At 38.0% G+C, this 25,519-nt stretch carries 24 protein-coding genes and 1 pseudogene; 13 read left to right on the top strand and 12 right to left on the bottom strand.

Annotated elements, in window-relative coordinates:
• Positions 1-192 precede the first annotated feature (192 nt).
• From B806_RS0110660 to B806_RS0110610, 11 genes are all read left to right on the top strand, one after another.
• Positions 193-423, top strand: coding sequence for a hypothetical protein (locus tag B806_RS0110660; RefSeq protein ID WP_000859008.1), 231 nt, complete (start codon positions 193-195; stop codon positions 421-423).
• Positions 424-577: 154 nt separating this feature from the next.
• The gene (gene prmA / locus B806_RS0110655) at positions 578-1,483 is read left to right on the top strand and encodes a 50S ribosomal protein L11 methyltransferase (protein ID WP_002119634.1); all 906 of its coding nucleotides are present in this window, start codon (positions 578-580) and stop codon (positions 1,481-1,483) included.
• Between the two features lie 12 nt (positions 1,484-1,495).
• On the top strand, positions 1,496-2,341 hold the full coding sequence (locus B806_RS0110650) for a zinc-ribbon and DUF3426 domain-containing protein (RefSeq protein WP_017385462.1): 846 nt from the start codon (positions 1,496-1,498) through the stop codon (positions 2,339-2,341).
• A 376-nt stretch (positions 2,342-2,717) separates the two neighbouring features.
• Positions 2,718-2,987, top strand: coding sequence for a DNA-binding transcriptional regulator Fis (fis, locus tag B806_RS0110645; protein ID WP_001086304.1), 270 nt, complete (start codon positions 2,718-2,720; stop codon positions 2,985-2,987).
• A gap of 85 nt (positions 2,988-3,072) precedes the next feature.
• On the top strand, positions 3,073-4,647 hold the full coding sequence (gene purH / locus B806_RS0110640) for a bifunctional phosphoribosylaminoimidazolecarboxamide formyltransferase/IMP cyclohydrolase (protein WP_025465553.1): 1,575 nt from the start codon (positions 3,073-3,075) through the stop codon (positions 4,645-4,647).
• Positions 4,648-4,770: 123 nt separating this feature from the next.
• The gene (gene purD / locus B806_RS0110635; RefSeq protein ID WP_005073571.1) at positions 4,771-6,057 is read left to right on the top strand and encodes a phosphoribosylamine--glycine ligase; all 1,287 of its coding nucleotides are present in this window, start codon (positions 4,771-4,773) and stop codon (positions 6,055-6,057) included.
• 487 nt (positions 6,058-6,544) lie between these two features.
• Entirely contained in the window at positions 6,545-7,417 is an 873-nt protein-coding gene (locus tag B806_RS0110630) for a MetQ/NlpA family ABC transporter substrate-binding protein (protein WP_017403010.1), read from the top strand.
• Between the two features lie 75 nt (positions 7,418-7,492).
• A complete protein-coding gene (locus B806_RS0110625; protein WP_002119636.1) occupies positions 7,493-8,518 on the top strand; it encodes a methionine ABC transporter ATP-binding protein in 1,026 nt (341 codons plus the stop codon).
• The gene (locus B806_RS0110620; RefSeq protein ID WP_002119707.1) at positions 8,515-9,210 is read left to right on the top strand and encodes a methionine ABC transporter permease; all 696 of its coding nucleotides are present in this window, start codon (positions 8,515-8,517) and stop codon (positions 9,208-9,210) included. The genes B806_RS0110625 and B806_RS0110620 overlap by 4 nt, the downstream gene beginning before the upstream one ends.
• 152 nt (positions 9,211-9,362) lie before the next feature.
• Entirely contained in the window at positions 9,363-10,094 is a 732-nt protein-coding gene (gene gloB / locus B806_RS0110615) for a hydroxyacylglutathione hydrolase (protein ID WP_017385463.1), read from the top strand.
• A gap of 360 nt (positions 10,095-10,454) precedes the next feature.
• Positions 10,455-10,658 (top strand): hypothetical protein, encoded by a 204-nt coding sequence (locus B806_RS0110610; RefSeq protein ID WP_002119766.1) that lies wholly within the window; start codon positions 10,455-10,457, stop codon positions 10,656-10,658.
• 165 nt (positions 10,659-10,823) lie between these two features.
• Here B806_RS0110610 and B806_RS0110605 read toward each other — a convergent pair whose 3' ends face one another.
• Positions 10,824-12,122, bottom strand: coding sequence for a dicarboxylate/amino acid:cation symporter (locus B806_RS0110605; RefSeq protein WP_002119617.1), 1,299 nt, complete (start codon positions 12,120-12,122; stop codon positions 10,824-10,826).
• Positions 12,123-12,578: 456 nt separating this feature from the next.
• Positions 12,579-13,139 (bottom strand): TetR/AcrR family transcriptional regulator, encoded by a 561-nt coding sequence (locus B806_RS0110600; RefSeq protein ID WP_017385464.1) that lies wholly within the window; start codon positions 13,137-13,139, stop codon positions 12,579-12,581.
• Positions 13,140-13,276: 137 nt separating this feature from the next.
• Between B806_RS0110600 and B806_RS0110595 the strand changes: the two are divergent.
• Positions 13,277-14,478 (top strand): annotated as a pseudogene (locus B806_RS0110595) (MFS transporter).
• Between the two features lie 58 nt (positions 14,479-14,536).
• On the opposite strand, the gene B806_RS0110590 reads toward B806_RS0110595, so the two are convergent.
• From B806_RS0110590 to B806_RS0110570, 5 genes are all read right to left on the bottom strand, one after another.
• On the bottom strand, positions 14,537-14,989 hold the full coding sequence (locus B806_RS0110590; RefSeq protein WP_005073564.1) for a GNAT family N-acetyltransferase: 453 nt from the start codon (positions 14,987-14,989) through the stop codon (positions 14,537-14,539).
• Positions 14,990-15,016: 27 nt separating this feature from the next.
• Entirely contained in the window at positions 15,017-16,390 is a 1,374-nt protein-coding gene (locus B806_RS0110585) for a sorbosone dehydrogenase family protein (protein WP_017385466.1), read from the bottom strand.
• 172 nt (positions 16,391-16,562) lie between these two features.
• A complete protein-coding gene (locus B806_RS0110580; RefSeq protein ID WP_017385467.1) occupies positions 16,563-16,982 on the bottom strand; it encodes a PH domain-containing protein in 420 nt (139 codons plus the stop codon).
• 69 nt (positions 16,983-17,051) lie between these two features.
• Entirely contained in the window at positions 17,052-18,881 is a 1,830-nt protein-coding gene (locus B806_RS0110575; protein WP_079380966.1) for a DUF1302 domain-containing protein, read from the bottom strand.
• A gap of 100 nt (positions 18,882-18,981) precedes the next feature.
• The gene (locus B806_RS0110570) at positions 18,982-19,587 is read right to left on the bottom strand and encodes an alpha/beta hydrolase (RefSeq protein ID WP_017385469.1); all 606 of its coding nucleotides are present in this window, start codon (positions 19,585-19,587) and stop codon (positions 18,982-18,984) included.
• A gap of 290 nt (positions 19,588-19,877) precedes the next feature.
• Here B806_RS0110570 and B806_RS0110565 point away from each other — a divergent pair, with 290 nt between their 5' ends.
• A complete protein-coding gene (locus tag B806_RS0110565) occupies positions 19,878-20,888 on the top strand; it encodes an AraC family transcriptional regulator (protein ID WP_017385470.1) in 1,011 nt (336 codons plus the stop codon).
• A 92-nt stretch (positions 20,889-20,980) separates the two neighbouring features.
• Here B806_RS0110565 and B806_RS0110560 read toward each other — a convergent pair whose 3' ends face one another.
• From B806_RS0110560 to B806_RS0110540, 5 genes are all read right to left on the bottom strand, one after another.
• On the bottom strand, positions 20,981-21,991 hold the full coding sequence (locus tag B806_RS0110560) for a putative sulfate exporter family transporter (RefSeq protein WP_017385471.1): 1,011 nt from the start codon (positions 21,989-21,991) through the stop codon (positions 20,981-20,983).
• Complete coding sequence (locus B806_RS0110555) at positions 21,984-22,292, bottom strand: Rieske 2Fe-2S domain-containing protein (protein WP_075383678.1); 309 nt, start codon at positions 22,290-22,292, stop codon at positions 21,984-21,986. The genes B806_RS0110560 and B806_RS0110555 overlap by 8 nt, the downstream gene beginning before the upstream one ends.
• A gap of 14 nt (positions 22,293-22,306) precedes the next feature.
• Positions 22,307-22,963 carry a DsbA family oxidoreductase gene (locus B806_RS0110550; RefSeq protein WP_017385473.1) on the bottom strand — a complete coding sequence of 219 codons (657 nt, stop codon included), beginning with the start codon at positions 22,961-22,963 and terminating at the stop codon, positions 22,307-22,309.
• Entirely contained in the window at positions 22,960-24,309 is a 1,350-nt protein-coding gene (locus B806_RS0110545) for an MFS transporter (protein ID WP_017385474.1), read from the bottom strand. The genes B806_RS0110550 and B806_RS0110545 overlap by 4 nt, the downstream gene beginning before the upstream one ends.
• Before the next feature lie 117 nt (positions 24,310-24,426).
• On the bottom strand, positions 24,427-25,479 hold the full coding sequence (locus B806_RS0110540) for a 3-keto-5-aminohexanoate cleavage protein (RefSeq protein ID WP_017385475.1): 1,053 nt from the start codon (positions 25,477-25,479) through the stop codon (positions 24,427-24,429).
• Positions 25,480-25,519 lie beyond the last annotated feature (40 nt).

Below are 25,519 nucleotides of genomic sequence, written 5' to 3'. Positions count from 1 at the left end.
CAAAATTATCTGCTTATTGATGTACATAATTACAAAATTGTCTTCACATAATTTACGCTATGCCACATGGTTTGACATTTTGTTTCATGAATTCAATACAAAGTGAATGTTTTTAAAATTAATTCATCTTAGAATAAAAAATGTACAGCACTTCTATGACTTTAAAATTAACGCAACGAGAAGGAATACAAAATGAAAACGACCATGTTAAAAATCTTAACTGCATCTCTAATTTGTTTTTCAGGCGTAACTTTTACCCATGCTGCTGACACGAGCAAAGCCGAAACGCAAAAACAAATTCGAGTCTGTGCAAAAAAACAGCAAGGTGAATGGGTTTCATACAATCACAACGGTGTAACCTTTAACGGTACTTGCCAACCAAACGAAAATGGCAAGTTACAATTTAAGGCCCCTGCTCCTTAATCTGTTTTGACATAGGTATAGAAGAAGTCATTTATTTTCCGCTATATCTCATCAGTATTTTCAAAGACGGTCCATTAAAGATGGGCCGCTTTCTTTTTTAAAATGGTCTAGTCCGCTACAATACGCCTTTAAATAAAATTTTTAGGTCCTTTTCGTGAAGTGGTTACAAATACACATTACCGTTGATCAAGAACAAGTTGAGTTCACAGAAACACTTTTAATGTCTCTAGGTGCGGTAAGCGTAACGCTGGATGATGCTGAAGATCAGGCTTTACTTGAACCATTACCGGGTGAAACACCTTTATGGAACAAAGTTATTGTGACAGGCATCTATCAACAAGACGAACAAGACCCAATTGATGTCGACACTTTAGAAGCTTTCTTAAAAGCTCAACTTCCAGATGTTCCTATGCGTCATGAAGAACTTGAAGATCAAGTGTGGGAACGCGCGTGGATGGATTACTATGAGCCAATTCAGATTGGGGAAAAGTTCTGGATCGTGCCTGAATGGCTAGAGCCACCAGAAGCAGACGCAACTAACATTAAGTTAGATCCAGGTCTTGCATTTGGTACAGGTAATCACGCAAGTACCTTCCTATGCTTACAATGGCTGGGTAAAACTGACGTTAAAGATAAAATCGTGATTGATTATGGCTGTGGTTCAGGCATTTTAGGCGTAGCAGCTTTATTATTAGGCGCAAAAAAAGTATATGCCACAGATATTGACCCGCAAGCTGTTTTAGCAACAAAACAAAATGCAGAGCTCAATGGTGTATTAGATCGACTATATGTAGGTCTTCCTGAAGAGTTTGATCAAGAATTCAAACCTAAACAAGCCGACGTTTTAGTTGCAAACATTTTAGCAGGACCTTTAATGATGCTTGCGCCTGAATTTGCAAATTTAATCAAATCTGAGGGCGAGTTCGCACTTGCTGGTGTGATTGAAGAGCAAGTTGCTGATGTTTCACGTGTTTATTCTGAATTTTTTGATATATTAGATGTCGAAAAGCGCGAAGAAAACTGGTGTCGCATTTCAGGAAAACGTAAAACAATAAATTGAGATTTTTAACTCATGAATGAAAAACAAACCCGCTGCCCTAAGTGTTTAACAGTTTATAAAGTATCTCTTACTCAATTGACTGTCGCTCAGGGTATGGTTTGTTGCCCAAAATGTAATTCAAGCTTTAATGCCTTAACCCATCTAATCAATATTGAACAGCCAGTTATGGTCAACTCAACGACTCTAACCAATGGTTCAATACAAACAAGATATATGACGCATTCTCATGTATTAGATATCTTTGATCAAAAAGTAGAAAATTCTAATATTGATCTTTTAACTTATCTCAACAACTTAAATTACTTTCACAACGAACCTATTAATGCTCTACCAAACCTTAATTTAGCTGAGCAGGCATCCCCACAAGAACAAGAAAACAATAAAAAGCATAGTTGGCTTTACTATACGCTCTGGAGCTCTGCCAACCTTATTTTAATTTTAGTCTTTACGTTTCAAATCCTCTGGTTTAACCCTAAGCTCATGCATGCAAGCCCAACCGTTAGCCATGCTTTTAATTACGTTTGCCAAATACTACACTGCAACAAATCAGCAGAACTTTATCAACTTATCTATATAGAAAAGTTAAAAGTCCGCAAAATCGACGCAAACCATACTCAGTTCTCAGGCATATTGCTCAACCAAAATGATAAAAGTATTGAGCTTCCTAATCTAAAGTTGATTTTTGCAACAGAGCCAGACAAAACAGAGGAAATCATATTAACTCCTCAACAATATCTAATTGAAAACTTAAGGGGTATTCAACGTATTCCATCAAATACCCCTTTCCGATTCGAATTTGAGCTAAACAAAAGCAAAAAAAGGCTAGTAAATTATCGATTAGAAATTGTCCACCCCTAAAATGTAAAAAAAGTGAAAAAAAAAATAAAAAAAATGCAGTTAATTTGCTCACTTTTTCCTAGACAATGGTATGATACGCGCCACGAAAGCTTTGACTCATATACTCCTCGCTCTCAATCCAAAAAAAATACTGTTAAGCATGTGTGCTTTTCTACTTTAAGCGCATAGCCTAACTTTTTTTGTTTTTGAGGGGGCTGTAACAAATATTTAATTATTGTTACGCTTATTTTTTATTCAATACGAAGAAATATGGCAAGCTAATTGTTCTTATGTTTTAGAGTCACTGTTTTAGGATCTAAAACAGGACTCCGTATTTTTAGACCACATTTATATACTACTTTACCCAAGCTAGTATTTGATTTTCGGATTAACTCGCATGAATAGCAAATCTCCTATTTTTACTGCACAATCTGATGTTGCTCTTCGCATCCACGTGGATCGCGCAGTTCGCCATTATTTTGCACAATTGCAAGGTGAGCAACCATCTCAGGTATATGACATGGTGCTAGCAGAAATGGAGAAACCTCTTTTATCTGTAGTTCTTGAATATACACGTGGTAATCAAACGCGTGCTGCAGAAATTCTTGGACTCAACCGTGGCACTTTACGTAAAAAGTTAAAAGCTCACGGTTTAATGAGTGAATAAATGATAAAATGCTCACGACGTCGTGGGCATTTTTTTATGCTTATTGGTTTTAATCCGTAGACTTGAAATTGTTGAATTAAACATCATGACTATTAAACGTGCTTTGATTTCTGTATCTGATAAGACAGGAATTGTCGAATTTGCTCAAAACCTTGCAGCTCTAGGGGTAGAACTATTATCTACAGGCGGCACATATAAGTTGCTTAAAGATAATAATATCGCGGTTGTAGAAGTATCTGAACATACTGGCTTCCCTGAAATGATGGATGGTCGTGTTAAGACCTTACATCCAAAAATTCATGGCGGTATTCTTGCTCGTCGTGGTTTAGATGAAGCAGTTATGGAAGAACACAACATCGATCCGATTGATCTTGTTGTTGTAAACCTTTATCCATTTGCTGCAACTGTTGCAAAACCTGACTGTACTCTTCCTGATGCAATCGAAAATATCGACATCGGTGGTCCTACAATGGTTCGTGCAGCTGCTAAAAACCATGCTTCAGTAGGTATTGTAGTTAATGCTTCTGATTACGACACTGTAATTAATGAATTAAAAACTGCTGGTTCACTTTCTTATGAAACACGTTTTGATTTAGCAGTTAAAGCATTTGAACATACAGCTCAATACGACGGCATGATCGCTTCTTACTTAGGCGCTCGCGTTGGTAAGACCGAAGGTGAAGCTGACTTATTCCCTCGTACATTCAATACTCAATTGAACAAAGCACAAGATTTACGTTACGGTGAAAACCCACATCAATCGGCTGCTTTCTATGTCGAAGCTAATGCAAAAGAAGCATCAGTTTCTACTGCAAAACAGTTACAAGGCAAAGAATTGTCTTATAACAACATTGCAGATACAGATGCTGCACTTGAATGTGTTAAATCATTCGCAAAACCAGCTTGTGTGATCGTGAAACATGCTAACCCTTGTGGTGTTGCGGTTTCTTTAGACGGCATTAAAGCTGCTTATGATTTAGCTTATGCGACTGATCCAGAATCTGCTTTTGGCGGTATTATTGCATTCAACCGTGAATTAGATGTTGCAACTGCTCAAGCAATTGTAGAGCGTCAATTCGTTGAAGTAATTATTGCTCCAAGTATTGCTGATGGCGTACTTGAAGTAACTGGCGCTAAGAAAAATGTACGTGTTTTAGTATGTGGCGAGTTACCTGCTATTGATGCACGTGCACCGCAACTTGACTATAAACGCGTAAATGGTGGCTTACTTGTTCAAGATCAAGACTTGGGTATGATCACTAAAGATGATCTTAAAGTAGTTACTAAGCGTGCGCCAACTGAACAAGAAATTGATGATCTTATCTTTGCTTGGAAAGTTGCAAAATATGTAAAATCAAACGCAATTGTTTATGCTAAAAACCGCCAAACTATTGGTGTAGGTGCAGGTCAAATGAGTCGCGTTAACTCAGCGCGTATTGCTGCCATTAAAGCTGAACATGCTGGTTTGGTTGTTGAAGGTGCTGTAATGGCTTCTGATGCATTCTTCCCGTTCCGTGACGGTATTGATAATGCTGCTAAAGCTGGCATTAAATGCATCATTCAACCAGGTGGTTCTATGCGTGATGAAGAAGTAATCGCTGCAGCAGACGAAGCTGGTATTGCAATGGTGTTCACTGGTATGCGCCATTTCCGCCACTAATTTAAATTTAGTCCTCCCTAACCCTCCTTTCATTCAGGAGGGTTTTCCACAATAATGGAGCTAAACTCCACCTTGAGGAATAGAGGGGGATGAAAAGGATTAAAGTTAAGGAACAAATTAAAAATGAATATTTTAGTTTTAGGTAGTGGTGGTCGTGAACATGCTTTGGCATGGAAAATCGCGCAAGATACCAAAGTTACTCAAGTTTTCGTTGCACCGGGAAATGCGGGAACTGCAACTGAAGACAAATGCGTTAATGTTCAGCTTGATATTTTAGACAACCCTGCAATTATCGCTTTTGCTAAAGAAAATAATGTTGAACTTATTATTGTTGGTCCAGAAGCACCTTTAGTGAATGGTGTGGTAGATGCTGCTCGCGAAGCAGGTCTAAAAATTTGGGGACCAACTCAATATGCTGCGCAGCTTGAAGGCTCAAAAGCATTTGCTAAACATTTTTTAAAGCGTCATAACATTCCAACTGCTTTTTATGAAGTATTTACGGAAGTTGATGCAGCTAAAGCATATGTTGAAAAAAATGGTGCACCAATTGTAATTAAGGCAGACGGTCTTGCTGCTGGTAAAGGTGTAATCGTTGCAATGACCAACGAAGAAGCTTTTGCAGCAATTGATGACATGCTTGCAGGCAACAAATTCGGTGATGCTGGTTCACGTGTTGTAATTGAACAGTTCCTAGCGGGTGAAGAAGCTTCTTTCATTTGTATGATTGATGGTAAAAACATTTTACCAATGGCAACTTCACAAGATCACAAGCGTATTTTTGAAGGTGACCAAGGTCCTAATACTGGCGGTATGGGTGCTTACTCTCCTGCTCCGGTGGTAACTTCTGAAATTTTCGAACGTGTTATGACTGAAATCATGCGTCCGACTGTTGAAGGTATGGCTGCTGACGGACATGTCTACACTGGTTTCTTATATGCTGGCTTAATGATTGATGAACAAGGTCAACCGCGTGTGATCGAGTTCAACTGTCGTTTCGGTGATCCTGAAACTCAGCCAATCATGATGCGCTTAAAGTCATCTCTTGTTGAATTGGTAGAAGCTGGTATTGCTGGCAATTTACCAAAAGAAGCTGAATGGGATGAACGTAAGTCAATCGGTATCGTACTTGCAGCCGAAGGCTATCCTGATAGCGTACGCAAAGGTGATGTAATTTCAGGTATTGGACAATCACCTGAAGATACTAAAATTTTCCACGCAGGCACTGCAACTCGTGAAGATGGTCACATCGTGACTTCTGGTGGTCGAGTTCTTTGTGTAACTGCGCTAGGCGACAGCGTGCTTGAAGCACAAATTAATGCACTTGAAGTATGCGGACAAGTGACCTTTACTGGTATGCAGTATCGTAGTGACATTGGCTATCGCGCAATTGCACGAGAAAAAGCTGAGTAAAAAACTCTCAACTGATAAAAAGCCCTCTATTAAAGAGGGCTTTTTATATTTCATTCTTATTTATCAGAAAATTTTATATAAACTCCAATTTTTATTCACTTCCAATCAATAAGATCGAAACATGTCCACTATATTGAATATGTTTTTATTGATATGATTAGATAAAGCGTTGGAACTTTCCACAAAGTTATTGTGCCTTTAAATATTGAGGCTCATCATCTAATTCTGTTAGGGATAATATTTATTTTTAACATTAAATACTTTTAGAAATCGCTTAAAGACTGTCAACTCATGATAGAACTGTTGTGAAAATAGTTTTATTTAGTACAGATCAAAAACGGTAAAACAAGTATCTGAGGAATTAGAAAAGAGCTAAAAGCTATAACTTTTAGCATTCAAAACTTTGTGACGTGACAACAAAACTCATTTTCTTTTCTAGAGAGCCAACTAAATAGTTGATATCTCTCTTAATCAGGACTTTTTTTACATGAAAAAGCTGATCAGTCTTTTTTTAAGCGTGTCTGTGCTATTACTTGCAGCTTGCGGTAAACAACAAAGTGAACCACAAGCTGGAAAGAGTGGTGATTCATCACAACTTCAAACTGTGGTTATTGCCTCAACTGGTTCTGACGCTGATATCTGGCGTTATATTTCGACTTTACCAGAAACTAAAGCTGCTGGTGTTAAGCTTGAGGTGAAAAATTTCACTGATTATGTTGCAATGAATACAGCTGTAGCAAATAAAGAAGTTGACTTAAATGCATTCCAATCTTATGCATATTTGGTGGCTTTCAATGCATCAAATAAAGATAAAATTGCTCCAGTTGCTACAACTTATCTTGAGCCAATGGGGATCTACTCAAGTAAACATAAAAAAGTAGAAGAATTCCAACAAGGTGCAAGCATTGCAATTCCTAATGATGCTGCGAATGAAGCTCGTGCATTATTGTTATTACAAAGTGCTGGCTTAATTAAACTTAAAGCTGACTTCGACCCTGCTAAAGGCACACCAAGCGATATTATCGATAACAGTAAAAAAATTGATATCAAACCAATCCAAATGGCGACAGCTGTACGCGTAAAAGATGAAGTTGATGCAATTGTTTTGGGTAATACGTTAGCTTTAGAAGGTGGTTTAAACATACTTAAAGATTCTATCTACTATGAACCTGTTGACCAAAGCACTAAACTGAATGTAAACATCCTTGCAACAGCTGAATCTCGCAAAGATGACCCAATTCTTCAGAAAGTTGGTCAGCTATACCACACTGAAGCTGTTAAAAAATACGTTGAACAACACTTTGGTGGTACAAAAGTTGACGTGAATCAGCCAATCAGCTACCTCACGGAAGCTAAATAGTAATATAATAGCTGCAACGCGAAACAGGCAAAGACTCTTTGCCTGTTTTTTCTTTTTAGCATAGTTTTTGACAACATGATTCAATTTAAAAACATTTCAAAGCACTATCAGCTTAAAGGCCAAACCATACGAGCTCTGGACCAAATTAATTTGGAAATTCCTGAAGGGAGTATTTTTGGTATTATTGGCTATAGTGGTGCAGGTAAAAGTACTTTAATCCGCCTGATTAACTTACTTGAACGACCAAATGAAGGTCAGGTTATCATTAATCAAAAGGACTTCACTGCTTTGGATGCGCGTTCATTACGTCAGGAACGTGCAAATATTGGTATGATTTTTCAGCACTTCAATTTGCTACAAACCAAAACGGTTGCTGAAAATATCGAAATGCCAATGCGTCTGCTGAATTACAATAAAGCAGAACGTGAAAAGCGCTTAAATGAGTTATTGGAGTTCATTGATCTTAAGCATAAAAAAGATGCTTATCCTGATGAACTTTCTGGCGGCCAAAAGCAACGTGTCGGTATTGCTCGTGCTTTGGCAAATCATCCAAAAATTCTTTTGTGTGATGAAGCAACCTCTGCCCTAGACCCGCAAACAACCAAGTCTGTTTTAGAGTTACTCAAGAAAATCAATCAAGAGCAAAAAATCACAATCGTTATGGTGACCCATGAAATGGATGTCATTGAAACTGTTTGTGATCATGTAGCTGTGATGGAAGCTGGTAAAGTCATTGAACAAGGTTCAACGATTGATATCTTTAGTAATCCTCAACATCCGACGACTAAAAACTTTATTCAAACTGTGTTACATCAACAGTTGCCTGTGAATATTTTAAATCAACTCGAAAATCAGCATCACCATAGCATCTACTGTTTACAGTTTTTGGGCCGTTCTGCTCAAGAACCTGTAATTCAGTCACTGATTAAACAATTTGATATTAGTTTAAATATCTTATTCGCTAACATGACTGAAATTAACGGTACTGTCATTGGTCAAATGTTTGTACAGCTTCTAGGTGAGCCTCAGTTGATTAAACAAGCTATCGAGTTTTTAGAGAAAAATGAAGTGAGTGTAGTTCAATCAGGAGATCAAGTATGAGAGATTTAATCGTACAGTGGTTAACTGAACTTACTCAACCTTTCTGGCACAGTTCTCTTTCAATTGACCAGTTTGTAACAGCTCTACAAGAAACATTTCACATGGTGTTTTTTGCGCTGTTATTTGGTGGTATTTGGGGTTTCATTCAAGGGGTTATCCTGCTTGTAACTCGCCCAGAAGGTATTTTGCCAAATAGATTCGTCTATCATTTACTCAACCCAATTGTAAATGCGTTACGCTCTCTCCCATTTATTATTTTACTTATTGCAGTGATTCCTCTTACCAAGTTGTTGGTAGGTACTTCAATTGGTACATGGGCAGCGATCGTTCCTTTAACAATTTACGTTGGTCCATATATGGGACGTCTTATTGAAACTTCCCTACTCGAAGTAAATGAAGGAATTATTGAATCTGCTCAGGCGATGGGTGCTACACCTTGGCAAATTATTTACCGCTTTATTTTGCCAGAAGCACGCAGTTCACTCATTTTAAACCTCACAACAGCGACAATCAGTTTGATTGGTGCAACAGCAATGGCTGGTGCAGTGGGCGCAGGTGGTATTGGTGACTTAGCAATCTCTTATGGTTACCAACGTTTTGATACAAGCGTTGTAATTTTAACAGTAATTGTTCTATTGCTCTTAGTACAGATTGTACAGACGCTAGGTAACTGGCTCTCTAAGATCCGTTAAATTACTCATATAAAACGCTCCCTAAATGGGGGCTTTTTTGTTTTATATACATCATTTTCATAAAAAGGTTGAGTGAGTGGCTTAATACCATTTTCTGTTATTATCAAAAACAGCGATTACTTACTCTTTGGATTTGGTTTTAGGATAAAACAATGCGTTATAGAATTCATTTTATTGATGTACAGAATGCCCTCCAAAACTATATCTGGATTTTAGAAGATACTGAAACCCAAGAGGCTGTTGCAGTTGACCCAACAGAAGCTGATCTTGTGACTCAATTTTGTCAAAATCATCAACTCACTTTAAAACAAATCTGGCTCACTCATTGGCATAAAGACCATATCGGTGGTGTAGCAGATTTAACGGCTGCCCAAAATATTACTGTCTATGGTCCACGTGATGAGCTCTCAAAAATTCCGGGAATTACTCACCCCTTACAACATGACGATCATTTAAAATTTAATGATTTAAAAGTAGAGATTATCGCGACCCCAGGTCACACCTTAGGGCACATTGTGTATTTTATTGAAGAGTTAGAAGCTGTATTCTGCGGTGACACTTTGTTTGCAATGGGATGTGGACGATTATTTGAAGGTACGGCTGAACAAATGTATCACTCACTTAGTCGTTTAGCAGCGCTACCAACACAAACCAAAGTTTATTGTACGCATGAATACACGCTTTCAAATGCCGAATTTGCCTTAACGGTAGAGCCGCATAACCACGCCTTATCTGAACGAGCTGAAGAAGTTCGTGAGCTACGTAAGAAAGGATCAATCACCCTTCCGAGTACGATTGAACTAGAATTAGCCACCAATCCTTTTCTTCGTGCAGAAAGTGCTGAAGACTTTGCTCATTTACGTGCACTTAAAGATAACTTTTAAAGTTAAAGCTTCTCCTTTAAGAGATACAGTTCCATTTTAAGAACTGTATCTTTTTGCATAGTGCGCGTTGATCGTAATTATTTTTTACATTTACTATCTTCATATTTATTCATCTTTTTAAAAATTCCCTCAAATTTATATTTTCTTAAAAACACGCCAATAAACAATCCACTAAATAAAAAGTATTTATTTTTTAGTTACATAACACCTCCATATTTTTATAAAAATGAAAACTGTTCTTTCTCTATCTTACTTTTTTTACAAGTTGCAAAATAAAACAAAGTTTTCCCCCTTTAAAAAATCTAATTAAAACCCTATTAATAAATAAGATGTAATGCCACGGATAGAAGGAGTTCTCACGTGAAAAAGGTTGTTAAAGCTAAAAATTTGATTGCGTTTCGTATTTGGTTAGAAAAGTTAGGGTATTCAGTTAAAAATCTTGCTGATGGAAAAGGTTTTACTTTTAGTTTTAAAAAAGAATATGGTTTAGTGACCTGTGATTTAGCAGGTAATTCATTAGCGATGCAATTAGGTGAAGAGTTTGAAGATCACTTAAAAGCATAATTTTTTACGGCTCGATTTTAATTACAGTATTGTCTTTTTTGAAAGATAAGTAATATTGCAGAACTTTAGAATGGTTTAATTAAAATATATTCTTAGATATTAAACAAAAAATCTGTAGCGGGGCTACTCTCCCAAATTGCCCTTAGCTACAGATTTTTTATAAGATTATTCTGCTTTAGGGTTCTTTAAAGCTTTATCTAAAAGATCTTTATCTAAAGCTTTATCCCATCGTGCTACAACAATTGTTGCGCAAGCATTACCAACTAAATTTGTTAATGCACGGCACTCCGACATAAAACGGTCAATACCAAGAATTAAAGCCATTCCTGCTACAGGAACCGCCGGTACAACCGATAGAGTTGCAGCCAGAGTAATAAAGCCTGCACCAGTCACCCCTGCTGCACCTTTAGAACTTACCATTGCGACAAGAAGCAATGCAATTTGTTCACTAATTGATAAGTCAACATTACATGCTTGTGCGATGAACAGAGCCGCCATAGTCATGTATATATTTGTACCATCGAGGTTAAATGAATAACCTGTTGGAATCACCAAACCTACCACCGATTTTTCACAACCTGCTTTTTGCATTTTATCCATTAAAGATGGTAAAGCTGCTTCAGAAGAACTTGTTCCTAAAACTAACCAAAGTTCATCTTTGATATAACGGATTAAATGAATAATTGAGAAGCCATTGTAACGGGCTACTGCTCCTAAAATCACGATGACAAACAACACTGCTGTAATATAGAACGTCATAATTAATAGTAATAAATTACCAATTGATTCGATTCCATACGCACCAATGGTAAAAGCCATTGCACCAAAAGCACCGATTGGAGCCAGCTTCATTAACATACCAACAAGGTAAAAAACTGGAGCTGTTAAGTTATTTAAGAAGTCGGTAATTGGACGTGCACGGTCACCCAATGCAGCCAAAGAAATACCAAATAACACCGCCACAAACAGAACCTGCAAAATCTCGCCACCTGCCAGAGGGCTAACTAGAGTTTGCGGGATAATATTCATGAAGAAGTCAGTAATATTTGTTGCATGCGCCTTTTCAACGTAAGTATTTACTTTGTCGTTGACTAAGGTAGCGGGGTCAATATTAAGACCTTTACCTGGTTGGATAATATTTGCCACAATCATACCAACCACAAGCGCCAAGCTTGAGAAGGTAAGGAAATAAAGCATAGCTTTACCAGTTACACGGCCAACTCGGCTCATGTTTGTCATACTGGCAATGCCTGTAACAACGGTTAAAAAGATGACGGGAGCAATAATCATTTTAACGATCTTGATGAATGCATCACCAAGCGGTTTTAAACTTTCGCCAAGTTCTGGGTAAAAATGACCAATTAAAATGCCCAAAATAATTGCAAAGATGACCTGTACATACAAAATTTGGTGAAACTTCTGTTTTTTCTGTACCGTTTCTTGGTCAAGGGTATTGAAATCCATTATCTAAATACCTTTTCGATGGGGATAAAAAAATAAAATATAAAGCGTGCACCACAAGCTGCTTTATCAAGGAAAAGCCATTGTAAAGAATAAAAAACGGCCTGTGTTATAAATTTAAAAAATGTCAAATTCAATAATCATGCAATAAATTATATAAAATCATTTTAATTTTCTAATTTTAAAAAATAAAAAAACAACCAAAATTTGCTATAAAGCATTATTTAATCTTAATATTTTAAGTAAAAACATGCACAAAAATGTCTGTAGAAGTTTAATTATCTAATACAGGCACAATATTTATTAAATAAATGATTTTATAAAAAACATGTAAATTATAAATTATGAAAATTTAGTTTAAAAATAATAAGAAAAATTGATATATAATTTTTTAACAAGATAAAGTGTCTTGTTCTTGTTAAAAAAATCCACTAATAGGCTTTGATAAATTAATTCAAATTAGGGAGCGTTAAATAACTGTTCCAATAAAATATGGACGTAATCTAAGCTTAAGGTACGTTCAGTAAATAAGATGCGAAATAGCATAGGGGCAATAACAGCTTCGATAATTTCTTCATTATTTATAGTGATTTCATTACGCGATTTAGCTCTGGCTTGAATAATATCAAGTTGTTGAATAATTAGGGTTTCACATTTTCTCGCATTTGAAGAGTCGGCTGTATATAGCACATCACGCAATAATGTTTGGCCAACTTCAGAAGAATACTCCTCAAAATATTGTTCAATCCATGCAGTGATATCCAGCTGAAATGAACCTAAATCTTTTGGTTCCTTATCAGGTTTAAGTTCATTTAGGGCTACATCTGAAAATAGCTGATTAATATCGCCCCAACGGCGGTAAATTGTCGAAGGTGTTACTCCTGCCTCATGAGCGATCATAGGTATGGTAATTTGGGTCTGCTCTAAGGTTTTTTGAAGCTCTTTTACCGCTTGATGTACCGCAGTTTGAATTCTTTCACTACGACCACCAGGACGTAAGCCAGTAACAACTTTTGCCATTTATAAACTCTGTAAAGGGATCAAAAAATTTATAAATATTTATATCTATATACAAAATACACTAAAGCTAAGGATTTGCTTTAGTGTGAAAATAATGTATAAAAGCTAAATATTCGCTTTTATGTTATTCATCTTATATGAACAATTCAAGTTCAAAACGGTCTGGATCAGTTTTTCAGTTAGATAGTACAAGTGCATTGACACTTAATACAATCACGCTCATGACTTTTATGGCGGCGTCTAGTGCACCGACTCCACTTTATCGTCTATACCAACAGCTTTGGCAATTTTCACCTGTCACTTTGACTTTAATTTTTGCAACTTATGCTTTTACTCTGCTGGGTTCATTACTGATTATTGGTTCTTTGTCTGACTATATTGGACGCCGTCCTGTCATTATTGCAGCCATTTTTCTGCAAATTATTTCGATGAGCTTTTTCTTATTTGCTTCAGATGTTTCGATGTTATTTATTGCACGGGGCTTACAAGGAATCGCAACAGGGCTTGCTGTCTCGGCTATAGGCGCAGCAATTTTAGATTTTAGTAAGCTTCAGGGTTCGCTTATTAATAGTATCGCACCAATGGTCGGCATGGCTGTTGGTATATTTCTAACTTGTTCTATTTTGCAATTCTCTACCCAACCCTTACAGCTTGTTTTTGAATTTTTATGTCTTCTTCTTATTTGTGAACTCATTTTAAGTTTTTTTACTCCTGAAACAGCCCAAAAAAGATCGGGTGCACTTGCCTCTTTAAAACCCAATATGGCTATTCCTCCACAAACAAAAAGTGCTTTATTGAGTATTAGTCCGATTAATATTGCTCTTTGGATGGTCAGTGGTTTCTTCCTATCACTTATGCCTTCTTTACTGGCAAAAATTTTCCATACTTCATCGGCATGGCTAAACGGTGTCATGTTTATAGCGCTAGCACTCTCAGGCGCAGCCGGTATATTAACACTTAGAAAGTCGACAAATTACCGTATTTTATTAACCGGTACTCTTTCAATTGCTATTGGTTCAACCATTTTATTTTTAGCAATTAATCTTACAAGTGCAGTAGTTTTATTTCTCGGTTCTATTATTACGGGGGGGGTTTTGGTACAGCTTTTATGGGTGCGATTCGCACAGTAATGCCTCTAGCTTTACCAGAGGAACGCGCAGGACTTATGGCTGCATTTTTTGTTGAAAGTTATTTAGCATTTAGTATTCCTGCAATTTTAGCTGGCTATTTTGTTGGGAAAATTGGGCTGATGAGTACAGCAAATAGTTATATTAGTTTTATTATTTTACTATCGTTTGTCGCGCTTCTTCTGATTTTTAAAAACTTTAAAAGTAAATAAGCCTACAAAAAATAGCCTCTATAGAGGCTATTTTTTTATAGATGCTCTTTAAATTCTATTAAAAAGTATCTGCTACATACATACGTACCATCTCGCCTTCCTCATCCTTTACCAACATTAAAAACCGCCAACCACATTTTTCATAAAACTCGGTATGGTCTGTTATTAAATAAAGTGTTTGGATGCCCTGATTACTCAAGTCTTCACGTATAAAATCTAAAATGTGCTTTGCAATATTTTGGTTTCGATAGTTCTCTTCTACAAATAAAGCACATAAGTTTGGTGTTAAATCTTTACGCTCATGGAAGTCATTATCAATGACTCCTGCTCCAGCAATTAAATGCTTATCTTCATTTAAAACAATGTACCACTGTGGAATAGCATGCTTTTGATCAATGGAAATCTGAATGCTATCAAGATAGGCTTCCACAGGGATTTGCCATTTTTCAGAAAACCACTGTGCAGCCATTTCTTTGTATTGAGGGTAATCAGATAACCGTAATATTTGCATAAAATAAACCTATTTTGTCCAACCTTTTTAAGGTTGAGTCACTGAAATACTAATGGATTGCTGGGTTGGACTCTCATAAGTTGTCTCTGCAACTGGCGAAACGCGCCAAATCGTATTGCCCACATCATCTGCAACTAACACAGCACCTGAGAAATCAATTGCTACACCCACAGGGCGACCATACGCTTTGCCTTTATCGCTGAGGAATCCAGTCAAAATATCTTGCGGTGGACCAGAAGGCTGACCACTTCTAAATGGTACAAAAATGACTTTATAACCACTGTGAGGTTTACGGTTCCAAGAACCATGCTGACCGATCAATGCCCCACCTCTAAATTGTGGCATCAGTTCGGCTGCATAAAATGCAAGGCCTAAAGAAGCCGTATGGTTGCCTAGTGCATAGTCGGGTTTAATTGCACGAGCAACCATTTCAGGATTTTGCGGTTTTACTCGCACATCTACATGTTGACCATAGTAGCTATAAGGCCAACCATAAAAAGCACCGTCTTGAACCGAAGTCATATAATCGGGTACTAGGTCACTACCGATTTCATCGCGCTCATTAACCACTGTCCAAAGTTTACCGCTTTGAGGTTGCCAAGCCATACCATTAGGATTACGTAGTCCTGTTGCAAATGGTCGAGACTGACCACTTGCAATATCAAACTCTGTAATTTGTGCACGACCTTTTTCTTGATCTAAACCATTTTCAGCAACATTACTGTTAGAACCGACAGTAATGTAGAGCTTTGTACCTTCGCGATTAGCAATTACATTTTTGGTCCAGTGGTGGTTTAAAGCACCACCCGGTAAGTCCAATACTTTGGTTCCACTGGCTGTAATTTGAGTTTCCCCTTCTTGATAAGGAAAACGTACTAGTGCATCCGTATTGGCGATATATAAGTTATTACCTACCAATGCCATACCAAATGGAGAATTTAAGTTTTGAAGAAATACCGTTTTCTGGTCAGCGACTCCATCTCCATTGGTGTCACGAAGTAAACTAATACGGTTTGCGCTCGGATGAGATGAGCCTGCACGCCTCATCACAAAAGTCATGATTTTACCTTTAATACCTTTGCTGTCTTCCGGTTTAGGCGGAGCATCTGTTTCAGCAACCAATACATCACCATTTGGTAATACATAAAGCCAACGTGGGTGTTCAAGTCCTTTGGCAAATGCTTTGACCTTTAAACCTTCTGCTGGTTTTGGCATTACCCCACTCGGCCAGCCTTCTGCTGGAGCTATATTAACAGTTGGTAATAGGCTTGATTTAGGTTCAGGAAGTTTTGGGTCTGGCCCATAACTATCAGTAATTGGATATTGAGAGGATGAAGCACATCCTGCAACAAGAACTACAACTGTAGTGCCTAAAATTGGCATTAAAAAACGTGTAAGCATCTTTTATCTCCATTTCTTATTTTTTCGCAATAAGCACAGATTAATGCTTTAGAAGAGAGACTTATAGTTTATTTATTTAACCAAACTAAGGATTACCGTCTATATTTTCAAAATTTTAATACATAACTAGTGTTTTCTAGATATTTAAAAGACTCTATTTATCAACTACACATTAATACTTGGCGTTAGGATTATTGCGTAAAATATTTAAGAAACCCTCTTTATCTTTTGGCGAGATCATTACTGTAGCCACTCTGCCATCTTTCATATAATAAATTTTAAGCCGATCTAGCGATAATGCTGGAGAGGAAAGTGGATTATGAGTAGGTTCTATGCGAGTAATATCATTAATATTAATTTTCCATCGAAACACTAAACTCCTAATAATTAAGGTGTTGTTTTCTACTAGATAATAGGTATTAAAGATGGGAAGCCAAATAACCAAAATGACTAAACTGTAAATGACGAGGTGCGGAAAATTTGAAGCTAAAGAATAATGATAATTTGCTTCATAAATTTTCATAACGATATTGGCAGTGACAACAATAAATATGAGTAAAAGCCACCAATCAATTTTTGATTTAAATTTCAAAAGTTATCCTCCACGTCTAAATCTCTTTTATAACGATTATTTCTATATATTTTTTATAAAATAATTGAACTAAAAATTAGCTTTAAATGTTAATGATACAAAATCTCGATCATCTATCGTGCTAAATTCATTAGAACCAAAAAAGTTATTATAGGCAATCTCTGTTGTATATTTTTGCTGATAAGTCATAGATAAAGCCGCAGTTACACTCATTTGCCCTTCTTGAAAGTTTTGGCTATATCCATAAACATCGTGTCTAAAACTAAGACTTGGCGTAATCACGGTAGAGGGTAAAATATCTTGATAATTTAATGCGCCACGTAATCGGTAGCCAAATGACCATTCATTAAAAAAACCGTTTTTATTACAAAAGCGTTCATTTAAATTGTCTATTTCTGCATTGGTAAGATGAGCTGTACCATACGGCGTACATTTAAACTCACCTGTTTCAGGATTATAAGCACCTGTTGAAAGCTCACTACGACCAAATGCGCCTGTCCGGCCAATCCGATTATTACCAATATCTGCAATATGGTTTAAGGCAAACTCTGTAGACCATGTCAGCGAATTTGCACCCAAAATATTGAATATGCTGTCAGTTGCTCCAACCGAAAATTGTGTTACTGGTAAGCGTACATATCCTTGAATATATTGACCTAATTCAACAGTTTTTCCCGGCGGCGCAAATGGTGTTCCTTCTGATAGCACTTGAGCATAGACAATGTCTGTGCCGTTTAGCTGCAAAGGTTGATTAGGTTTGTGGGTTAATTCACTAAAAATGGTTGTTGTTCCAACTTTCCCAGTCAGGCTTAATCCAAACATTTTGATATTTTCAGGATAGATAGAAAAATAACTCGCGGTATTAAAATATTCAGGTCCTGCTGCTGTTACAGCCGTTCCATCAAAGTTTGCATTACGGCTATGGTAGTTCGCGTAGTAAATACCTAGCTCAGTATTATTTAAACTGGGTAATGTCTGTTTTAAAGCAATACCATATTGGCCGTTATCCTTTGCTTTTCTACTTTCTGCACGTGGAATATAGGTACGTAAACGAATTGCGGTATCGGATAATTTATCTCCACCTCCAGCAATCAGAACAGGACCTGCATTTTCGGGCACAAAGTCTGAAATCTCAAAGAAAGTTCCGTTACCATCAACAACTGAAGGTCTAAATTTAAATTGATAGAACCCTTCTATTTTCAAATTTTTATTAATGCTTGTGTCGAATGAAAACATTTCGGTTGGAATGATTCTTTCTTTTGCATCACCACCCGGTCGGTTAATTGCAGCAAAATCAAAAGCACTCACCGAATTTAAACCGTTTTGAAAAAACTGAGATTTCCCCCAATTTAAAGTCTGTTTGCCTAATTTTAAATTGATGCTTTTTCCATCGTCTAATTCAAAATCTTTCCATATATAGGCATTCCATAAATCGATACCTTTGAACTTTGCGAGCCTTGGCCACGCTGAATCATTAAAGGGTTTAAAATCTCCGTGCCCTGTCTCATAGGCATGGTCATACCAGTATTTAGTGCTAATGACCGCACCCTGCTGTTTTCCATTTAGCTTAACTTCGGTTATGCCTCTGATGATCTGTGAAATGGCATCATATTTACTAAAATTCATACGCCCATCATCACCATTCACATCAATGCTAGCGCCTTGTTTACCTATTTTGTTTGCGTCAGGCCGATAAAGTAATGAAACGGATGGATCTTGCGTACTCCAACTGGCTCCTAAGCTTAATGTCGTTTTTGTATCGAACTTCCAATCTTTATCAATATCAAAATTCTCTGCGTTCACTTTAGACATGAATAAAATTAGGCTTAATGAAACACCTATTTTTTGAATATATAGAACATGATTATTTCTTAGATTTAAATAGACGTACTGACCCATCATATTATCTCCCTATAAATATGATTTTTTTATTTATTGCTTATTACTCAAAGCCATCCATTGGCTTTAAATGGTTTACATAAGCAGGTATTTTTTTGCACTAGGCTGGTTGTTCGACCTGATCTAACTGTTGAATGAATTGTTCAGCTAAAGGCCAATAGCCAAAGCCAGATGCAGGGTTTAAATGTCCCACTTCACCTAAATTTACGAGTCGACTACCCCACTTTTCTGCCATTTCACTGACAGCTTCATAACGAGCTAAATGGTCATTGGTGCTTGCAACCAAAATGCTGGGAAAAGGTAGTTCTTGATCTGGTAAAGGACTCCATCCTTCTTGATGAAGTACAGTTGGGCTTGGATAATTTTCTGGCCAGCTTTCGTTTAAGTCAGGTGGAGCCACAAGTAGAGCTCCTTGAATTGGTCGTTGATATTTTGCAGCCCAGTGTATTGTCATCAGCACACCAGCGCTGTGTGCGACCAAAATGACAGGCCCTTGTATTTGTTCGAGTTGTGCCTGAATAGCAGCAACTCTATTTTCACAATTGAGTTTATTGGTTTGCACAGGTGGTACAGAACGAACCTTTGCTAGCTTTGTTTCTAAAATCGTTTGCCAATGCTCGGGAACATGATCGCGTAACCCCGGAATAATTAAAATTGTTGCTTTGGTTTGTATTTTTTCCATTTCGACGCCTGTGAATTTTGCCATCTAGGATGCATAAGAATTTTTATAAAACTCCATTCACAATAAAGGCTCATTTCAGTTAATGGTGTACATAAGACGTCACAGACTTTTCATTTGACGACACATCTTTTTAAAAGTTCGTAAATTAATTAAAATAGTTTTTGTAATTACAAATGAATTAAAAGAACAGGTTTAAAATTAAATAGACATCACGATTAGGCGCTTAAATAAAAGCTTTTGTAATGTGGATATTTTAGTTATAACTAGATATGAGCTGTAAGGAATATGGCTGATTAAGAACAGGAGATAATAAAATGGTGCCTCTTGCGCATACCGCCTCTTTAAAAAATTATTTGGCAGTTGCTCAGCAATTAGATCTAAATCCCTACCATTTATTATCACGTGTTGGGCTTAGCCAAACTCAATTGAATGATCTTAAACAACGTATTCCTGTAGATAAAGCCATTACCTTGCTTGAAGACTCAGCCCAAATGAGTAATTGCGATGTTTTCGGTTTACATATGGCAGAGCAACGCGAAATCGCGGATTTTGGTGAACTGAGCCTATTATTAAGTTACCAATATACTTTGAGAGAAGCGCTGCAAACGATTGTTCGTTACAGGAATTTACTCAATAACTCACTTGAAATATATATAGAAGAAATTGACGATACAGTAGTTATTCGAGAAGAAGTTGTAACAACAACTTGCGGATATAGTCGCCAAGCGACGGAACTTGCTTTAGGAATCACCCATCGTTTTTGTGCAGCACTCATGATGCAAAAATGGCGGCCGTTAAGTGTACACTTCACTCATAACCCGCCCAGTGATTTAACTTTGCATCGGCGGATTTTTGGCTGTGCGCTCGAGTTCGGTAGTGACTTTAATGGTATTGTTTGTACGGCGGCCGAACTTGATACAACAAACCCTCAAGCAAATCTGGCGATGGCTAACCATGCACAGCGTTATTTAGATATTTTGCAGAATAATAATGAATCGACCATGATTTTTGATATTCGTAAAAGTATTTATCTTCTTTTGCCAATGGGCCGCGCTACGATTGATCAAGTCGCTCAAACACATGGTATTCACGTACGGACTTTACAACGTCGATTAGAAGAAGCTCAGACGAGTTTTAGTGATTTAATGAATGAAGTACGCAAAGATCTCGTATTTCGTTATTTAAAAAATCTAAATTATTCACTTGCTCAAGTGTCTGATATTTTAGGTTACTCAATGCCGAGTTCTTTTACGCGTTGGTTCATTAGCCAATTTGGTATGTCACCGAATATGTGGCGTAGTCACAATAAAGCCCTGCTCAATTAATTTCTCTTTATTTAAAGCCAAATAAAGTCATTTAAAACATAAGGAAGCTGGAGAACTATTCCATAACTTCCTTAAAAATTTAATTTGTAAAATTAAAACCACAAGCGCATAAGTCCAAGAACCAATACCACTAAAAAGATGCTTTCGCCGATCATTAAAAGAATCGGTTTAATGCCGACCGATGCTAATTCTTTTAACTGAGTTTTCATTCCTAAAGCACTAATTGCAATGACTAAAAACCAGCGTGATAAATCATTGATTCCATTTTGAACCATAGCAGGCACCCATCCTGTACTGTTAATACAAGCGAGTAGTAGAAAGCCAACAGCAAACCAAGGCAGTAATGGTGGCCGCTCCCCAGTTGAATCAGCACCTTGTATACGGGTAATCATGGCTGCACAAACGATTACTGGAAGCAGCATTGCCACACGCATCAGTTTAACTACAGTCGCCGTATCCCCCGTTTGGGTAGACATGCTATAACCAGCGCCGACCACTTGCGCCACATCGTGAATCGTAGCACCAAGAAACACACCAGCCGCTTGTGGCGATAACTCTAGCCACTTCGCAATCATCGGATAGACAATCATTGCAAAGGTTGAAAGTGCCGACACGCCAATCACGGTAAACAAAGTCGCCTTTTCTTTTTGCGGATGATTTGGAAAAGCAGCGGATAGCGCCAGTGCGGCTGAGGCACCGCAGATTGCCGTTGATCCACCAGTGAGCATGCCAAATAGTTTTTGGAAGCCTAAAATTTTAGCGGCAATAACAGAAACTGTAATTGTGACAACAACCAAAGTGATAACTAACGCAAATGGTTGCCAACCTAGTGCGGTAATTTGTCCTAAAGTTATACGCATGCCGAGTAACGCGATGCCCATCCGCAGCACACTACGTGCGGTAAACTCGATGCCAACCTTACATTTACTTTCAGCCGCTAAAAAATTTACACTCATGCCGAGTAACAGAGCAAATAACATGACTGGCGCGCCATAGTGCTCTGATAAAAAACAGGCAGCCGCAGCAACGACCGAACTGACCACAAAGCCTGGTGCTAATTCTCTTGTACGCTGGGAAAAATTTTTCAAAACTAAACTACTCATGATTTTCCCCACAGCCCATCACAATAAATATCTTGTCCTCGATCACTTCTACGGGATAGGTTGCAACTTTGAGCAAAGAAGAATTAACTAAACAGCCATTTGTTAAATCAAAACGTAGACCATGGGCACAGCACTGAATCACTCGTCCTTCTAGACGTCCGCTAAATAGCGATGCGCCCTGATGAGGGCAACTGTCATCGATTGCATAAAATTGAGCCGCAACGTTAAATAGTGCGAGAGTTTTATCTCCAATTTTAAAAAAAGCCCGCTCACCTGAATTTGGAATTTTTTCAAAAGGCACTTGAAATCGGTTGGTCATATCAACTCTCCTTGTGCCAGCATTGCCTCTTGCATCGCTTGATAAAGTGCATCTGCTGATTGCGCGCCCACCAAGGCAGAAGCACGATTAAAAATAAAGTAAGGCACGCCATTACCTCCTGTACTTGCAGAGATAAAATCTTGATGATCTTGAATAAGCAAATCTTTGATCAGTTCACGCGGGAAACCACAGCGTTTGGCGATTTTGTATAAAGTGGTGGTATTTCCGATGTCTAACCCATCATAAAAATATGCAGCAAAGAGTTGTTCTAACAACGCATTGCACTGCTCAGGAGTTCCTATCTTTAAAGCTTTATCAAATAAGCGATGAGCTTTGGCCGTATTTGGCATTCGTTTAATTTGCTCAAAATCGATCTTGAGCCCAACTTTATTTGCAGCTTTATTGACCTGTTCTTGTCTCATACGAACTGCTGTCAAGCTACCTAACCGTTTCAAATAAAACGTTTGAAACGGTACCCCTTCAACAGCTAAGTCAGGTATAAGCTGAACACCTCGCCAGTGCACGACAACTTTGACTTTGGGGTGAAGCTGATAAAATCTATTTATAGCGATCAGTAACTGACGTTTTCCGATCAAACACCAAGGACAAATAAAGTCAAAAAATACATCAATGTGTAATTGCCGAATCATCATTTGTTATTCATCCCGCATTTTTGTATTTGGTTACCTGAATGATTTTTAAGCTCAGTTATTGCTTGCTGCTCAAAGCGTGAGATATCTTTGTGATAATGGCGTTTGGCATAAAAAAATACGGCTGCAGCTGCAATACTGACCAATGGCATGAGTTGAAATGCGCTATGTAAACCAATCACATCAGATACTTTGCCAACCACTAAAGGACCAAGAGCTAAACCAAGAAAATTGTTAGCTAAGGTGAGTGTTGCAAATGCAGAGCCATGAACTGAGTTATGTGTGAGATTGGCCACCATGGCACTAGATGGCCCATTGGTTCCTAGGGCAATAAACATTCCGAGGCAGATGAGAAGTAACTGGTTACGTCCCACAGGCATAGCAAAAGCAATTAATAAAAGAACACAACCGAGCAAGCAGTATGTAATCGCTAAACTGACCTTACGATCTGGACAATTACGGCCCAAATAATCACACAACATGCCGCATAGAATTGTGCCTACTGCACTACATAGCAAAATGACCGCTGCCATCACGCCTGCCTTGTCGGTACTCATGCCGTAATAGCGATTGAGATAACTCGGCATCCAGACAATCACTGTGCCACCAACAAATAATTGCAGACCACTCCCAATGTAAGTGGCAATGACTGAACGACTTGAATATAAAGTTTTTAAAGGACTTTTAATGTGCTGGGTTTTACTACGAATTTTATTTTGAGGTGCTGCGTTTATTCTGTTTTCTTTCACTAAAATTGGATATAGAAAGGCCAAAATGAGACCAAATAAAGCAATTCCTCCAAATGCCCAACGCCAACCGAAATGCTGTGCGAGTACACCACCTAAAGCCACACCCAAAAATGAGCCAAATACGCCACCTGCCATAAAAGCACTGGCGAGTGTTGCACGCATTTCTCGTGGAAAAACAGCCACAACCACCGCGATTCCAACGCTGCCATAAGCAGCTTCACCCACACCAACCATAAAACGAGCAATAAACATTTGCTCATAATTTTCAGCCAGTGCACATCCTAAAGTCGCCAAACTCCATAACGTCGCCATAATGGCCAAGCTTTTAACTCGTCCAAAACGGTCTGCCATTAATGACAACGGCAGAGTCAATAAACCCACCATTAACGCGACAATGCCACTGAGCAAACCTAACTGACTATCGCTGAGTAACCACTCATTTTTAAGTAAAGGAAAAACTGCGTTTAAGACTTGTCGTGACATATAATCTGAAATGAGCAAACCAAATGTCAAAGCAAAAACAAGCCATGCGTAACGACGAGGTATACTGATTGACGTATCAACATCGCTCATCTGATCTGAATACTGATGGGCATTCATACGACCTCCTTGTATTTTTTATAATTTCTATTTAGCTAGTGCAGCAACGCACTTTTAAAAACAAAGCGAATAAGCTGCACTACATTTGAGGTCTAAATTCCGTTAGACCTTGTCACATTAGTTACGTTGCGGCACGCCCTTTTGCCCTGCTTTACGATTGGGTGCCATACCATTTGCGATTAGGGTTTCTTCAATACTGTTGTATTGCACCCCAATACGATAAATTTCACGGGCTTCTTTTCCTGAGGCAATTTCACGGCCTAATTCATGGGCAATCCGAACGGTTTGCTTAATTTGCTCTACAGATGAAAAACGGCGTCCTTGATGATCGATGATCGTGTCTTCATTACCCACACGGGCATGTAAACCCATTGCCATCGACATCGTATTAAAAGGTAATACATTTTTGAGCAAAGATTCTGATGTCAAAGTACATCCATCAGGTACGCGATGAATAAAATTAAAGAAATTAAATGGATTTGGACCATCAAAACCGCCACCGATTCCAATCCAAGTTAAGTTTAACGGCCCCATGTACAACCCTTTACGCACCATACGTTCTAGCGTCTCAAGCCCATGCATACCCGTTAACTGAAAGTGCGGTTGAATATTATTTTTACATAAGCGCTTAATATGTTCGGTAACCCATGCAGGCCCTGCAGGCACAGTCATCTCTGCATATGCTGCTTGAGTCGCTGGATATGCCAATGATGTTCCTTCTAAATATTCAGGATAGAGCAATTCCATAATATTCATTTGTGTGGTGTTAATTGCCACCGTAACCTGATCGGGCTTTGGTGTAAGTTCAGCCAACATATGTCGGGTGTCATCACTTAACCATAGAGCTGCCTCACCTTCACTCTCTGGTGCAAATGAAATCGAACCACCCACCTGAATAATCATGTCAGGCACAGCTTCACGAACCCCTGCAATAAGTTCGTTAAATTTTGACAAGCGTTTAGAGCCTTTGCCATCAAGCTCACGGACATGTAAATGCAGCACTGTCGCGCCTGCTTCATAGCACTCAACCGCTTTTTGTATTTGCTCATCCATGGTCACTGGAATATCTTCGGGAAAGTCTTCTGGCATCCATTCGGGTCCATACGGCGCAACCGTGATCACCACTTTTTCCATATTTTCTGGGTGCAATGAGTCGTCAAAGAATTGCATGTGCATCTCCTCATATATTTTTTAGAATTTTCAATTAGAT

The sequence above is a fragment of the Acinetobacter sp. TG2027 genome (assembly GCF_000302435.1).
Lineage (GTDB): Bacteria > Pseudomonadota > Gammaproteobacteria > Pseudomonadales > Moraxellaceae > Acinetobacter > Acinetobacter pittii.
Note: the sequence above shows the minus strand (reverse complement) of the source record. Positions and strands in the feature narration are given on the sequence as shown.